Source organism: Pseudomonas oleovorans subsp. oleovorans (assembly GCF_002197815.1).
GTDB classification, from domain to species: Bacteria; Pseudomonadota; Gammaproteobacteria; order Pseudomonadales; family Pseudomonadaceae; genus Aquipseudomonas; species Aquipseudomonas oleovorans.
In genome coordinates this window covers 1-12,794 of the sequence record NZ_NIUB01000019.1, presented here as the reverse complement: position 1 = coordinate 12,794, position 12,794 = coordinate 1, and the positions used below count along the sequence as shown (strand labels likewise).

Below are 12,794 nucleotides of genomic sequence, written 5' to 3'. Positions count from 1 at the left end.
GGCAGAGCAGACCTTTTGTAGGAGCCCCGCCTCGGGGCGAAGCTTTTGCTCTTTGCTGTCTGGCATTCGCCCCGGGGCGGGGCTCCTACAGGGCAGGGCTTACTTGCGTGGCGGCAGCAGACGCGGCAGGCGGGCTTCGAGGCGGCGCTTGAGTTCAGCCTCGATCTGCGGCACGAAATCGTCGATCACGTCCTGCAGGATCAACTGGGCAGCGGCGCGCAACTCGCCATGCACATGCTGCAGATCGCGGGCGCTGTCAGGCAGGTGCGGTTCGATGCGCTCGCGCAGCGTGCTTGGCGCTGGCTGCGGGGCTGGCGTTGGTTTGGGCGTCGGCGTGGCATGAAAGGGCGGCGGCGGGCCGGGCGGCGCGCTGACGATATCGGACAGCACGGGGATGCTGTCCGGGTCCAGCGAGTCGATCAGCAGTGGCGGCTCAGTGCTGTCATCACCCAGCAGCTCGCGTATCGACTCCAGGTCGTGCAGCAACTGAGCAGGTTTTTGCGGAGGCTTGGGGGTGTCCATGGTTATCGGCGCAGCGAGAAAAGGGGCTGGAATGGCTTGTGTTGTGAGCGTGCACGGACACTAAAGTTCGACGCGTTGCGGATCATACCCGCGCTGGCGATAGGTACGGAAATTCTCGCGACAGGCGTTGAGCAGTTCAGGCTGCTGATTGACGATCTCGATAATGCGGGAAAAGCGCTCGACATGCGGCGACAGGCTGCTGCCGAGGTTGATCAGCACGCCCTGCTCGCTACTCGGCACTTCGTCGATGCCCAATACCACGGGTGACAGTGGCGCTTCATGGTGCAGGTCATGGGGTACAAAGCGTTCGGCTTTGAATGTCCACAGCAGTTCGTCGAGTTCACCACACTGCGCCTCGTCGCTGCCGCGAACGAACACCGGCAGGCCGGCACTCCAGGCCTTGAGCGCCAGTTGGCAGGCGGCGCGCAGGCGGCCCGTGGCGTCGTTGGAGGAGAGAACGTAGAACTCGATTCTGGGCATCTGAAGATTTTCGATATTGAAGGGCGGCTGTAGGAGCGAGCTCTGCTCGCGAATCTTGGCAATACAAAAGCTTCGCGAGCAGAGCTCGCTCCTACGATATCCATCGTAGCCCGGACTATGTCCGGGCTACAGGCGCATCAGACCTTGGCGCGATCCAGCAGGTACTGGGTCAGCATCGGCACCGGGCGGCCAGTGCCGCCTTTGTCCTTGCCGCCGCTGATCCAGGCGGTGCCGGCGATATCCAGGTGCGCCCAATGGAAGTTCTTGGCAAAGCGCGACAGGAAGCAGCCAGCGGTGATGGTGCCGGCCTTCGGCCCGCCGATGTTGGCGATGTCGGCGAAGGGGCTGTCCAGCTGCTCCTGATACTCGTCGTACAGCGGCAGTTGCCAGGCGCGGTCGTCGGCGCTTTCGCCAGCCTTGAGTATCTGCTTGACCAGCGCGTCGTTGTTGCCCATCAGGCCGGAGACGTTGCTGCCCAGGGCGACGATGCACGCACCGGTCAGCGTGGCGATGTCGATCACCGCCTGCGGCTTGAAGCGCTCTGCGTAGGTCAGGGTATCGCACAGCACCAGACGGCCTTCGGCGTCGGTGTTGAGGATCTCCACGGTCTGCCCGCTCATGGTGGTGACGATGTCGCCAGGGCGGGTGGCGCGGCCGCTGGGCATGTTCTCGGCGCAGGCCAGCAGGCACACCAGGTTGATCGGCAGTTGTAGCTCGAGCACGGCTTTCAGGGTGCCGAACACGCTGGCGGCGCCGCACATGTCGTACTTCATCTCGTCCATGCCGGCGGCCGGTTTGATGCTGATACCGCCGGTGTCGAAGGTGATGCCCTTGCCGACCAGGGCGAAGGGTTTGTCGTCCTTCTTACCGCCCTGGTAGTGCATGACGATCATCCGTGGCGGCTGCTCGCTGCCCTGAGCGACGGCGAGGAAGGCGCCGGCGCCGAGTTCCTTGAGTTTCTTCTCGTCGAGGATTTCCACCTTGAGGTTCTTGTAGGCCTTGCCCAGGGTCTTGGCTTCTTCGGCCAGGTAGCTGGGGTGGCAGAGGTTGGGCGGCAGGTTGCCCAGGTTCTTGGTGAAGGCGACACCCGCGGCGATGGCGCGGGCATGCTGCAGGCCGCGTTCGGCATCGGCCAGCTCGGCCTTGTCGACGACCAGGGTGATCTTCTTCAGGGCACGTGGGTCGGTCTTCTGGCTCTTGAACTGCTCGAACAGGTAGCTGCCGTCGGCCAGGGTTTCGATGATCAGACGAGTCTTGCCGTAGGTATCGCGGCCCTTGACCTTGAGCTCGTCGAGGGCGAGCAGGGCATCGCTGCCGCCCAGGCCCTTGAGTACGCCATGCACGCTTGCAACCAACTTGCGTAGTTGACGGTCGGATAGATCACCCTTGCCGCAGCCCACCAGCAATACACGCTCGGCCTTGAGTCCCGGTAGGCTGTGCAGCAGCAGGGTCTGGCCCGGCTTGCCGGCGATGTCGCCACGCTTGAGCATGGCGCTCAGCGCACCGTTGCTGGCCAGGTCGACGGCCTTGGCCGCAATGCCGAGCTTGCGGCCTTCGCCGATGGCGACGACCAGGGTCGCGGTTTTCAGGGTTTCCGGGCGGGTGCTTTTGACGAGGAATTCCATAGTGAGCTGTCCCCAAGACAAAGAGTCGGGTTTGACGGATAATAGCCGCCATTTTTCGAGGGTCCACCCTGCGGTGGGCCGGCAAGTAGGTGCGGCTAGTGTGAGCGCTCGCGCCTGAGCCTGACAACCCTGGAGCGTCCGGTTTGATCGTCTTCCGTTATCTGTCCCGCGAAGTGCTGGTGACCCTCAGTGCGGTGAGTGCCGTGCTGCTGGTGATCATCATGAGCGGTCGTTTCATCAAGTATCTGGCCCAGGCCGCGCAGGGCGTACTCGACCCGGGCGTACTGTTTCTGATCATGGGTTACCGGATTCCCGGCTTCCTGCAGCTGATTCTGCCGCTCGGCCTGTTCCTCGGTTTTCTGCTGGCCTACGGGCGCCTCTACCTGGACAGCGAGATGACCGTGCTGTCGGCCACCGGTGTCAGCCAGCAGCGCCTTACTGTTTACAGCATGGCACCGGCGCTGGTCGTCGCCCTGTTGGTCGCCTGGCTGAGCATGGGCCTGGCGCCGCAAGGCGTGGCCAGCGTGGCGCGCATCCTCAATGAGCAGGATGCCCTGACCGAACTCGATACCCTGGTGCCGGGGCGCTTTCAGTCGCTCAAGGATGGCTCGCGGGTGACCTATTCGCAGGAGCTGTCAGCGGATCGTAGCGAGCTGCGCGGCGTGTTCATGTCGGAGAAGCGCTTCGCCGCCGATGGTCGTACCGAGCGCGGTATCACCGTGCTGGTCGCCGAAAGTGGTCGTCAGGAAATTCAGGCGGATGGCAGTCGTTATCTGATTCTGGAAAACGGCTATCGCTATGATGGTGAGCCGGGCGAGGCGGATTACCGTGCCATCCAGTACGACACCTATGGCGTGTTGCTGCCCAAGCCTGAAGTCGCCGTCGAAGCCAGTGAGCGCGAGGCCACACCGACTCGCGAGTTGTTCGGTAGCGACGATCCACGCCTGCAGGCTGAACTGCAATGGCGCCTGTCGCTGCCGCTGCTGGTCTTCATCGTCACCTTGCTGGCGGTGCCGCTGTCGAAAGTCAATCCGCGTCAGGGGCGCTTTCTCAAGCTGCTGCCGGCAATTTTCCTCTACATGGCCTACCTCGGCCTGCTGATCGCCGCCCGTGGTGCGCTGGACAAGGGCAGGCTGCCGCCGGCCCTGGGCTTGTGGTGGGTGCATGGCATCTTCTTCGCCGTCGGCATGCTGTTGTTGTACTGGGAGCGTCTGAGTCTGTGGTGGGCCACTCGTCGTGCGTCGGTGGCGGAGGTGGCTCATGGCTAAGTTGGATCGCTACATCGGCACACAGGTGTTCTTCGCCATTCTGGCAGTACTGGGGATCATTCTCGGGCTGGCATTGCTGTTCGCCTTCATCGACGAGCTCAGCGACCTCAACAAGGGCGACTATGGCCTGGGTCAGGTGCTCTGGTATGTGCTGCTGACGGCGCCGCGCCGCGCCTATGAAATGCTGCCGATGGCGGCGCTGATCGGTTGCCTGATCGGCCTCGGTACGCTGGCCAGCAACAGTGAGCTGACCATCATGCGCGCCGCCGGTGTCTCCATCGGGCGTATCGTCTGGGCGGTGATGAAACCCATGCTGGTGCTGATGCTGGCCGGTATTCTGATCGGCGAATACGTCGCACCTCTGACCGAGAATCAGGCCCAGGCGGATCGCGCATTGGCCCAGGGCGGTGGCGCGGCGCAAAGCTCCAAGCGTGGCATGTGGCATCGCCAGGGCCAGGAGTACGTGCATATCAACGCCGTGCAGCCCAATGGCATCCTGTTGGGGGTGACGCGTTATCGCTTCGATGACGAGCGTCGCCTGCTCTCGGCCAGCTTTGCCCGTCGTGCCGAGTACCGGGACAGCCACTGGATGCTGCGCAATGTGCAGACCACCGTGCTGCATGAGGATCGCTCCGAGGTGATCAACCAGCCTGAAGAGCGCTGGGATATCGAGCTCAATCCGGAACTGCTCGGCACTGTCGTGATGGAGCCCGAGGCGCTGTCGGTCACCGGGCTGTGGCAGTACATCCATTATCTGGGCGAGCAGGGGTTGAATAACGCGCGCTACTGGCTGGCATTTTGGACCAAGGTGCTGCAGCCACTGGTAACCGGCGCGCTGGTATTGATGGCGATTTCCTTCATCTTCGGCCCGCTGCGCTCGGTGACCCTGGGGCAGCGTGTGTTCACGGGGGTGCTGGTGGGTTTCATCTTCCGTATTGCCCAGGACCTGCTCGGCCCATCGAGCCTGGTGTTCGGTTTCTCGCCGCTGCTGGCGGTGCTGGTGCCGGCCGGTATCTGTGCGCTGGCCGGGGTGTGGTTGCTGCGGCGTGCCGGTTGAGCAGATTGTCGTGGGCATGAAAAGCCGGTTCGATGAACCGGCTTTTTTGCATCTGCGCCACTACTTCTTGTGAATGTTCTTCGGCAGTTGCACCACGCGGCTGTCGGAGTAGATGTCGTGCCAGGTGCGGCCCTGCTTGTCCCACAGCAGCCAGAGAAAGCCCAGGCCGGCAAACAGCCAGGAGCCAATGGCGACCACGAAGCGCAGCAGAGCCTGCCACAGGTCGATGGCGCTGCCGTCGGCGTTCTGAATGCGCAATCCCCAGGCCTGCATGCCCAGCGTCTGGCCATTGTGCGTCCAGAACTTGGCGAAGAAGGCGAACAGTGACAGCAGCACCAGGCTGGCAAGCAGCGGGTCATTATCCAGTGCGCCGGCTTCGGACATGGCCATCAGCCTATCGCCGCCGTGGATCAGGCGCAAAATGCCCTGCTGATAGATCAGGGTGACCACCATGATCAATGCCACACAGAGCAGAGAATCGTAGAAGAGGGCCGCCAGGCGACGAATCGGCCCTGCAGTGGGGAAGTCACCCTGCGGGCGTAACGGGTGTTTCGGCATGATGGGCTCGCTGAGACGAAAGTGCGCGCCATTCTAACCGCGACTTCTCTGTCGGCATAAAGATGTGCGCAGGCTATCTGTAACCTGGCGCTGCTGCGGGAAAGACAGGCAAAAAAAACCCCTGACAGTTATCAGGGGTTTTTCAAGGCGGCGGCGATTAGCCCAGGACTTGAACCTGGTCAGCCTGCATACCTTTTTGACCTTGCACAGCTACGAAGCTGACTTTCTGGCCTTCTTTCAGGCTCTTGAAGCCATTACCTTCGATCGCGCGGAAGTGCACGAACAGATCCGGACCGCTTTCGGGAGTGATAAAACCAAAACCTTTCTCGTCGTTAAACCACTTGACGGTACCGTTCTGACGATTCGACATGTCTTTTTCCTTGAAACTAGAGTTGATGACAGCCTCCACATAGATAGAGGGCTGAGACTGGTTGCAAGGAGTAATAGAAGTCGAGCGGGATGTAGCGGATCTTGATGATCTGCTGCACCAGAGTCACGATTCACAGCGACCCATGCAAACAGTGGGTTCACTCTACGCTAAGTTTTGCGCAAATGCCAACCCCTGCCGGCAAGGTCGCCGGCCAGGTTTTGCGGGGGCTGTCCGGGCGCAATACCGGTGTAGCAGTAAGCTGCCCGTGAGTGGCGTCCGGGTTGCTCGGACGCAAACGAAAAAGCCCGTAAGACCAATGTCTTACGGGCTTCTTGTATCGTGGTGCCCCGGGGGAGACTCGAACTCCCACTCCTTTCGAAAACGGATTTTGAATCCGCCGCGTCTACCGATTCCGCCACCGGGGCACGATGGCGGCGAAGTATAGGGATGCGTCTGGCGCCGGTCAATCGGCGTTGCTGTTGTTCTCTGGTCAATGCTGAGTCCGTCTGCGTGCAAGCCGTTGTCATCGGGCGCGGCGGTGTTGTTACGGTTTGCCGGCCCTTGGCGGCGAGCGTGATGGCTATGGCCTGTAATTCATGCTCGCACTGGATGAGCGCTTGCCAGAACAGTTGCAAGCCAGTCGTCCCTTGCCGCCGCTGCGCACGCAGAAGCTGTTTCGCGAGGGGGCGCTGCAGATTGAGTGTTGCGTGAGCAAGCACTGGCGCCGTGATGCCGGGCAGGGTGAGGTGTCGTTGTGGACGGTGCCGGTGCTCGAGGCCGAGGAGATGCTGGTTTTCGCGCCAGGCAGGCGTTTTGCCTATCAACGGCTGCAGAATTTGCGTGGGCGTTCGATCGCGACCGTGCGTGGTTATGGCTACGTCGGCAGTGAGTATTTCCAGCGTCACGATGGTGCCGATGTGCAGGCGCTGATTCACCTGGTCGCGCAGGGGCGTAGCGAGGTCGGCATTCTGGATCGTCTGGAATGGCGCTACCTGCAGCATGAGCATGCGATGTTGCAGGGGGCTCGTTGGCAGGTAGAGGAGGGGCCGACGATCAATCGCTCTCAGTTGCGTCTGCGCCTGCATCAGCAGCAGGCGAACAGGTTGGCGGCCTTTAATGCTGCGATCCGTTCTCTGCAGGCCGATGGCACCCTGGCGCGTATCGTTGCCCGCTATGCCCCGCAGGCTCACGTGGCCGGGCCAGTGGAAATCCGGTAAGCTCTGCGACCCTGCAAAAATGCCCCCTCCGAATCATGCGTGTTGCCGATTTTCACTTCGACCTTCCCGAATCGCTGATTGCCCGTCATCCGTTGGCTGAGCGTCGTGCCAGTCGCCTGTTGCAGCTCGACGGGCCAACGGGTGCGCTGCGCCATGGCCAGTTCACCGATGTGCTGGAGCAACTGCGCCCCGGTGATCTGATGGTGTTCAACGACACGCGGGTGATCCCGGCGCGTCTGTTCGGCCAGAAGGCCTCGGGCGGCAAGCTGGAGGTGTTGGTCGAGCGTGTGCTCGATCAGTATCGGGTGCTGGCGCATGTGCGTTCGAGCAAGTCGCCCAAGCCGGGGTCGCAGATTCTTATCGACGGTGGCGCAGAGGCCGAGATGGTCGCGCGCCACGATGCGCTGTTCGAGCTGCGTTTTGCCGAGCCGGTGCTGCCGCTGCTGGAGCGTGTCGGCCATATGCCGCTGCCTCCTTATATAGACAGACCGGACGACGAAGCGGATCGTGAGCGTTATCAGACCGTCTATGCGCAGAAGGCGGGGGCCGTCGCTGCGCCGACTGCCGGTCTGCACTTCGATGACGAGCTGTTGGCGGCGATCCGTGCCAAGGGTGTGGAAACCGCATTCGTGACCTTGCACGTCGGTGCGGGCACCTTCCAGCCGGTGCGGGTCGAGCGTATCGAAGATCACCACATGCACAGCGAGTGGCTGGAGGTCGGCCAGGATGTGGTCGATGCTGTCGCCGCCTGTCGTGCGCGTGGCGGGCGCGTGGTTGCCGTGGGTACCACCAGCGTGCGTTCGCTGGAGACGGCCGCTCGCGATGGCGAGTTGAAACCCTTCAGCGGTGATACCGATATCTTCATTTATCCAGGACGCCCCTTCCATGTGGTCGATGCCCTGGTGACCAACTTCCACCTGCCCGAGTCGACCCTGCTGATGCTGGTGTCGGCCTTTGCCGGTTATGCCGAAACCATGGCCGCCTACCGCGAGGCCGTGGCGCAGGGCTATCGCTTCTTCAGTTACGGTGATGCCATGTTCATCACCCGCAATCCCGCCGCGCGCGGGCCCGAGGTTTGAGTATGTCGCGCACCTGTCGCATGTCCTTCGAGTTGCTGGCCACCGACGGCAAGGCCCGACGCGGTCGCCTGACCTTTCCGCGTGGCGTGGTGGAAACCCCGGCGTTCATGCCGGTGGGTACCTATGGCACGGTCAAGGGCATGTTGCCGCGTGATATCGAGGCCATTGGCGCGCAGATCATCCTCGGCAACACCTTCCACCTGTGGCTGCGTCCGGGCATGGAGGTGATCAAGAAACACGGCGACCTGCACGATTTCATGCAGTGGCAGGGGCCGATCCTCACCGACTCTGGCGGCTTTCAGGTGTTCAGCCTCGGTGCCATGCGCAAGATCAAGGAGGAGGGCGTGTACTTCGCCTCGCCGGTCGATGGCACCAAGGTGTTCATGGGGCCGGAAGAGTCGATGCAGGTACAGCGTGATCTGGGCTCGGACATCGTGATGATCTTCGATGAATGCACGCCGTACCCGGCCGAATTCGATGTAGCCAAGCGTTCCATGGAGCTGTCGCTGCGTTGGGCCAAGCGCTCGAAGACCGCACACGGTGAGAGCAGCGCAGCGCTGTTCGGTATCGTCCAGGGTGGCATGCATGAAGAGCTGCGCATGCGCTCGCTCGAAGGGCTTTGCGAAATCGGCTTCGACGGCCTGGCCATTGGCGGGCTGTCGGTCGGCGAGCCGAAGGAAGAGATGATCCGTGTGCTAGATTTTCTGCCGCCGCACATGCCGGCCGACAAGCCGCGCTACCTGATGGGCGTAGGCAAGCCGGAAGACCTGGTCGAGGGTGTGCGCCGTGGCGTGGACATGTTCGACTGCGTGATGCCGACGCGCAATGCGCGCAACGGCCACCTGTTCGTCGATACCGGCGTGGTGAAGATTCGCAACGCCGTGCACAAACACGACGACTCGCCGCTGGACCCGACCTGCGACTGTTACACCTGTAAACATTTCTCGCGCGCTTATCTGCATCATCTGGACAAGTGCGGCGAAATGCTCGGTAGCATGCTCAATACCATCCATAACTTGCGGCATTATCAGCGGGTTATGGCTGGTTTGCGCGAGGCTATCGGACAGGGTACATTGGCCGCCTTCGTCGAAACCTTCTATGCCAAGCGCGGCCTGCCTGTGCCGCCGCTTGACTGATTCCCGAACGATTCAAGATCTTTTCCATTAGGAGTGATACATGAGCTTTTTCATCCCCGCCGCTTACGCTGACACCGCGGCTGCTGGCCCTGCCGGCAGCGGTTTCGAGTGGGTTTTCCTGATCGGCTTTCTGGTCATCTTCTATCTGATGATCTGGCGTCCGCAGGCCAAACGCGCCAAGGAACACAAGAACCTGCTCGCCAGCCTGCAGAAGGGCGACGAAGTGGTCACCAGCGGCGGTATCGCTGGCAAGGTGTCCAAGGTTGCCGACGATTTCGTGGTGATCGAAGTGTCCGACAGCGTCGAACTGAAATTCCAGAAGCAGGCCATCGCCGCCACTCTGCCCAAGGGCACGCTGAAAGCCATCTGATTCGGTTCTCGGTTTTTCCATTCCACGGGGCGCTTTTAGCGCCCCGCGTCATAAGCGGGCGGCTCGTTCATGCTCAATAAATACCCTCTGTGGAAGTACCTGCTGATTTTGTCCGTTCTGGCAATCGGCCTGGTGTACTCCATTCCCAACCTTTATCCAGACGATCCTGCCATACAGATCAGCGGCGCCAGCTCGGCGCTGAGCATCGAGCAGGCGGATGTCGACCGTGCCAGCAAAGCGCTGCAGGACGCCGGTATTGCCGTCAAGGCTGCCAGCATCGACGAGCGTGGCCGCGCTGGCCTGATTCGTCTGACCAAGCAGGATGACCAGTTGCCGGCCAAGGACATCGTCCGCCGTGCGCTGGGCGATGATTACGTCGTGGCGCTGAACCTGGCGCAAACCACCCCCGACTGGCTGCGTAGCCTGGGTGCGAGCCCGATGAAGCTCGGCCTGGATCTGTCTGGTGGTGTGCACTTCCTGCTGGAAGTCGACATGGACAAGGCGCTGGATGTGCGCCGCAAGGTTTATGAAGGTGAGATCAAGAGCCTGCTGCGCAAGGAGCGTATTCGCTACCGCAGCATGCCGGAAAGCAATGGCCGGATTCAGCTCGGCTTTGCCGACAGCGACACGCTGGACAAGGCGCAGCGCCTGATTCGCAAGGATTACAGCGATTTCGAACTGACCACTGTCGAGCGTGGCGGCCAGCATATTCTGCAGCTGGGTCTGACTCAGGCGAAGATCGCCGAGATTCGTGAGTACTCCATTCGCCAGAACCTCACCACTGTACGCAATCGCGTTAATGAACTGGGCGTGGCCGAGCCGCTGGTGCAGCGCCAGGGTGCCAACCGTATCGTGGTGGAGCTGCCGGGTGTGCAGGACACTGCCGAGGCCAAGCGTATTCTCGGCAAGACCGCCAGCCTGGAGTTCCGTCTGCAGGCCGACCCCAATGCGCCGCGTGGCGCCACCGAGACCTTCAGCTTCCGTGAGGAAGGTCGTCCGCCGGTACAGCTGGAGCGTGAGCTGATCATCACTGGCGATCATGTGACCGACGCCCAGGCCAGTTTTGACGAGAATGGTCGCCCGCAGGTGAACATTCGCCTCGACGGTCACGGCGGCGAGCTGATGAACCGCGCCACCCGCAACAACGTTGGCCGCAGCATGGCGGTGATCTTCATCGAGCAGAAGCCGGTCACCCGCTACGTGCGTCAGACTATCGACGGCGTCGAGCAGGAAGTTGCCATTTCTTCCTTCGTGGAAGAGAAGAAGATCATCAGCCTGGCGACCATCCAGTCACCACTGGGCAGCCAGTTCCGCATCACCGGCCTGAACGGCCAGGGCGAGTCGTCAGAGCTGGCGCTGCTGCTGCGTGCCGGTGGTCTGGCGGCACCGATGTACTTCGCTGAAGAACGCACCATCGGTCCGAGCCTGGGGGCCGAGAACATTGCCAAAGGTATCGCCTCCACCGAGTGGGCGATGATCTTCGTGTCCCTGTTCATCATCGCCATCTATCGCTTCTTCGGTGTGCTGGCGACCGTTGCCCTGGCGTTCAACCTGGTGCTGCTGGTCGGTCTGATGTCTGCCATTGGCGCGACCCTGACCCTGCCGGGTATCGCCGGTATCGTGCTGACCCTGGGTATGGCGGTAGACGCCAACGTACTGATTTTCTCGCGGATACGCGAGGAGCTGGCCAATGGACTGCCGGTGCAGCGTGCCCTGCACGAGGGCTTCGATCGTGCCTATTCGGCGATTCTGGACAGTAACCTGACCACCTTGTTGGTGGGCGGCATCCTATTCGCCATGGGGACCGGTCCGGTGAAGGGCTTCGCGGTAACGCTGTCGCTGGGCATCATTACGTCGATGTTCACCGCCATCATGTTCACCCGTGGTCTGGTCAACCTGATCTTCGGTGGCCGTAACTTCAAGAAGCTGTGGATCTGAGGTGCAGCCATGATCAAGTCAACCATTCGTTTCATGGCGGTCCGCAATATCGCCTTCTCCATTACGGTCGTGCTGACGCTGATTGGTCTCGGCGCGCTGTTTACCAAGGGGCTTAATTTCGGCCTGGATTTCACCGGTGGCACCCTGATCGAGTTGCAGTACGAGCAGCCGGCCAACCTAGAGCTGATCAAGGCCGAGTTGAGCCAGGCCGGTTATACCGACGCCGTGGTGCAAAGCTTTGGCGCCAGCACGGATGTACTGGTGCGTCTGGCTGGCGATTCCCCTGATCTGGGGAATGAGGTCGCGGCTGCGCTGCGCAAGGTCGACGAGGCAGCGCGCTTCGAGGTCAAGCGCGTCGAGTTCGTCGGCCCGCAGGTGGGTGAAGAGCTGCGTGACCAGGGCGGTATCGCCATGCTCCTGGCGTTAGGCGGGATCATGCTCTACCTGGCGTTTCGCTTTCAGTGGAAGTTTGGTGTCGGTGCCATCGCATCCTTGGTGCACGACGTGATCATCACCTTGGGTGTGCTGGCGTTCTTCCAGATTCCATTCGACCTGACGGTGCTGGCGGCGGTGCTGGCGATGATCGGTTATTCGCTCAACGACACCATCATCATCTACGACCGGATTCGTGAGAACTTCCGTGTAATGCGCAAGACCTCGCTGATCGAGAACATCGACGTTTCGATCACTCAGACCCTTCTGCGTACCATCGCCACCTCGCTGTCCACTGCGCTGGCCTTGTTGGCACTGCTGTTCTTCGGTGGTGACGTACTGGCGGCCTTCGCCCTGACCCTGTTGGTCGGTGTGGTGGTGGGGACCTACTCGTCGGTCTACATCGGCGCCACGGTGCTGGTATGGCTGAAGCTCAGCGTGGAGGATCTGATTCCGCCAGTGGTCGAGGCCGAGGCAGACGACGGTCGTCCATGATGTTGTGACTCGCATCATGAAAGTCAGCGAAAGCCGCGGCAAGTCGAACTTGTCGCGGTTTTTTGCTGTCCCAGGCATAGAGAAGGGCGCGAGTCGCCGAGCCTAGGAGACACAAAAATGACTCAACAACCACCGACTGAAGTCGGTGGGTTAGTGACTTACGGACTGAAAGTCCGGATACGCGTCGACTGAACGACGCGTCGGATCAGTCAGGCTCCATCCTGAAATTATCGTTCGGGCTCGGCTC

General features: G+C 61.5%; 13 protein-coding genes and 1 tRNA gene. 8 read left to right on the top strand and 6 right to left on the bottom strand.

Annotation, left to right across the window (positions count from 1 at the left end; all coding sequences use genetic code 11):
* Nucleotides 1–99 precede the first annotated feature (99 nt).
* The 3 genes from PSOLE_RS12830 to PSOLE_RS12820 all read right to left on the bottom strand — a co-directional run bounded on the left by PSOLE_RS12830 (nucleotide 100) and on the right by PSOLE_RS12820 (nucleotide 2,627).
* Nucleotides 100–522, bottom strand: coding sequence for a DNA polymerase III subunit chi (locus PSOLE_RS12830; RefSeq protein WP_074859279.1), 423 nt, complete (start codon nucleotides 520–522; stop codon nucleotides 100–102).
* A 60-nt stretch (nucleotides 523–582) separates the two neighbouring features.
* Complete coding sequence (locus PSOLE_RS12825; protein ID WP_074859276.1) at nucleotides 583–1,002, bottom strand: DNA polymerase III subunit chi; 420 nt, start codon at nucleotides 1,000–1,002, stop codon at nucleotides 583–585.
* Nucleotides 1,003–1,139: 137 nt separating this feature from the next.
* A complete protein-coding gene (locus PSOLE_RS12820) occupies nucleotides 1,140–2,627 on the bottom strand; it encodes a leucyl aminopeptidase (RefSeq protein WP_074859273.1) in 1,488 nt (495 codons plus the stop codon).
* 143 nt (nucleotides 2,628–2,770) lie between these two features.
* Here PSOLE_RS12820 and lptF point away from each other — a divergent pair, with 143 nt between their 5' ends.
* Together lptF and lptG are read left to right on the top strand one after the other, a co-directional pair.
* Nucleotides 2,771–3,895, top strand: coding sequence for an LPS export ABC transporter permease LptF (gene lptF / locus PSOLE_RS12815; RefSeq protein ID WP_074859270.1), 1,125 nt, complete (start codon nucleotides 2,771–2,773; stop codon nucleotides 3,893–3,895).
* Nucleotides 3,888–4,952, top strand: coding sequence for an LPS export ABC transporter permease LptG (gene lptG, locus PSOLE_RS12810; RefSeq protein ID WP_074859267.1), 1,065 nt, complete (start codon nucleotides 3,888–3,890; stop codon nucleotides 4,950–4,952). Before lptF ends, lptG begins: the two co-directional genes overlap by 8 nt.
* A 60-nt stretch (nucleotides 4,953–5,012) precedes the next feature.
* On the opposite strand, the gene PSOLE_RS12805 is transcribed toward lptG, so the two are convergent.
* The 3 genes from PSOLE_RS12805 to PSOLE_RS12795 form a co-directional block, all read right to left on the bottom strand.
* Nucleotides 5,013–5,510 carry an RDD family protein gene (locus PSOLE_RS12805; RefSeq protein WP_003459663.1) on the bottom strand — a complete coding sequence of 166 codons (498 nt, stop codon included), beginning with the start codon at nucleotides 5,508–5,510 and terminating at the stop codon, nucleotides 5,013–5,015.
* Nucleotides 5,511–5,667: 157 nt separating this feature from the next.
* A complete protein-coding gene (locus PSOLE_RS12800; protein ID WP_003459665.1) occupies nucleotides 5,668–5,880 on the bottom strand; it encodes a cold-shock protein in 213 nt (70 codons plus the stop codon).
* 340 nt (nucleotides 5,881–6,220) lie between these two features.
* Nucleotides 6,221–6,305: transfer RNA gene (locus tag PSOLE_RS12795), tRNA-Leu, on the bottom strand.
* A gap of 171 nt (nucleotides 6,306–6,476) precedes the next feature.
* Between PSOLE_RS12795 and PSOLE_RS12790 the strand changes: the two genes are divergently transcribed.
* The 6 genes from PSOLE_RS12790 (at nucleotide 6,477) to secF (ending at nucleotide 12,547) form a co-directional block, all read left to right on the top strand.
* On the top strand, nucleotides 6,477–7,097 hold the full coding sequence (locus PSOLE_RS12790; RefSeq protein WP_074859264.1) for a substrate-binding periplasmic protein: 621 nt from the start codon (nucleotides 6,477–6,479) through the stop codon (nucleotides 7,095–7,097).
* Between the two features lie 35 nt (nucleotides 7,098–7,132).
* Nucleotides 7,133–8,176, top strand: a complete 1,044-nt coding sequence (queA, locus tag PSOLE_RS12785) for a tRNA preQ1(34) S-adenosylmethionine ribosyltransferase-isomerase QueA (protein WP_074859261.1) — start codon at nucleotides 7,133–7,135, stop codon at nucleotides 8,174–8,176.
* 20 nt (nucleotides 8,177–8,196) lie between these two features.
* On the top strand, nucleotides 8,197–9,312 hold the full coding sequence (gene tgt, locus PSOLE_RS12780) for a tRNA guanosine(34) transglycosylase Tgt (RefSeq protein WP_088339319.1): 1,116 nt from the start codon (nucleotides 8,197–8,199) through the stop codon (nucleotides 9,310–9,312).
* A gap of 40 nt (nucleotides 9,313–9,352) precedes the next feature.
* Nucleotides 9,353–9,682 carry a preprotein translocase subunit YajC gene (yajC, locus tag PSOLE_RS12775; protein WP_003459673.1) on the top strand — a complete coding sequence of 110 codons (330 nt, stop codon included), beginning with the start codon at nucleotides 9,353–9,355 and terminating at the stop codon, nucleotides 9,680–9,682.
* Between the two features lie 69 nt (nucleotides 9,683–9,751).
* Nucleotides 9,752–11,620: a protein translocase subunit SecD gene (gene secD, locus PSOLE_RS12770; RefSeq protein WP_003459675.1), complete on the top strand. Its 1,869-nt coding sequence runs from the start codon at nucleotides 9,752–9,754 to the stop codon at nucleotides 11,618–11,620.
* Between the two features lie 9 nt (nucleotides 11,621–11,629).
* A complete protein-coding gene (gene secF / locus PSOLE_RS12765; RefSeq protein ID WP_074859254.1) occupies nucleotides 11,630–12,547 on the top strand; it encodes a protein translocase subunit SecF in 918 nt (305 codons plus the stop codon).
* Nucleotides 12,548–12,794 lie beyond the last annotated feature (247 nt).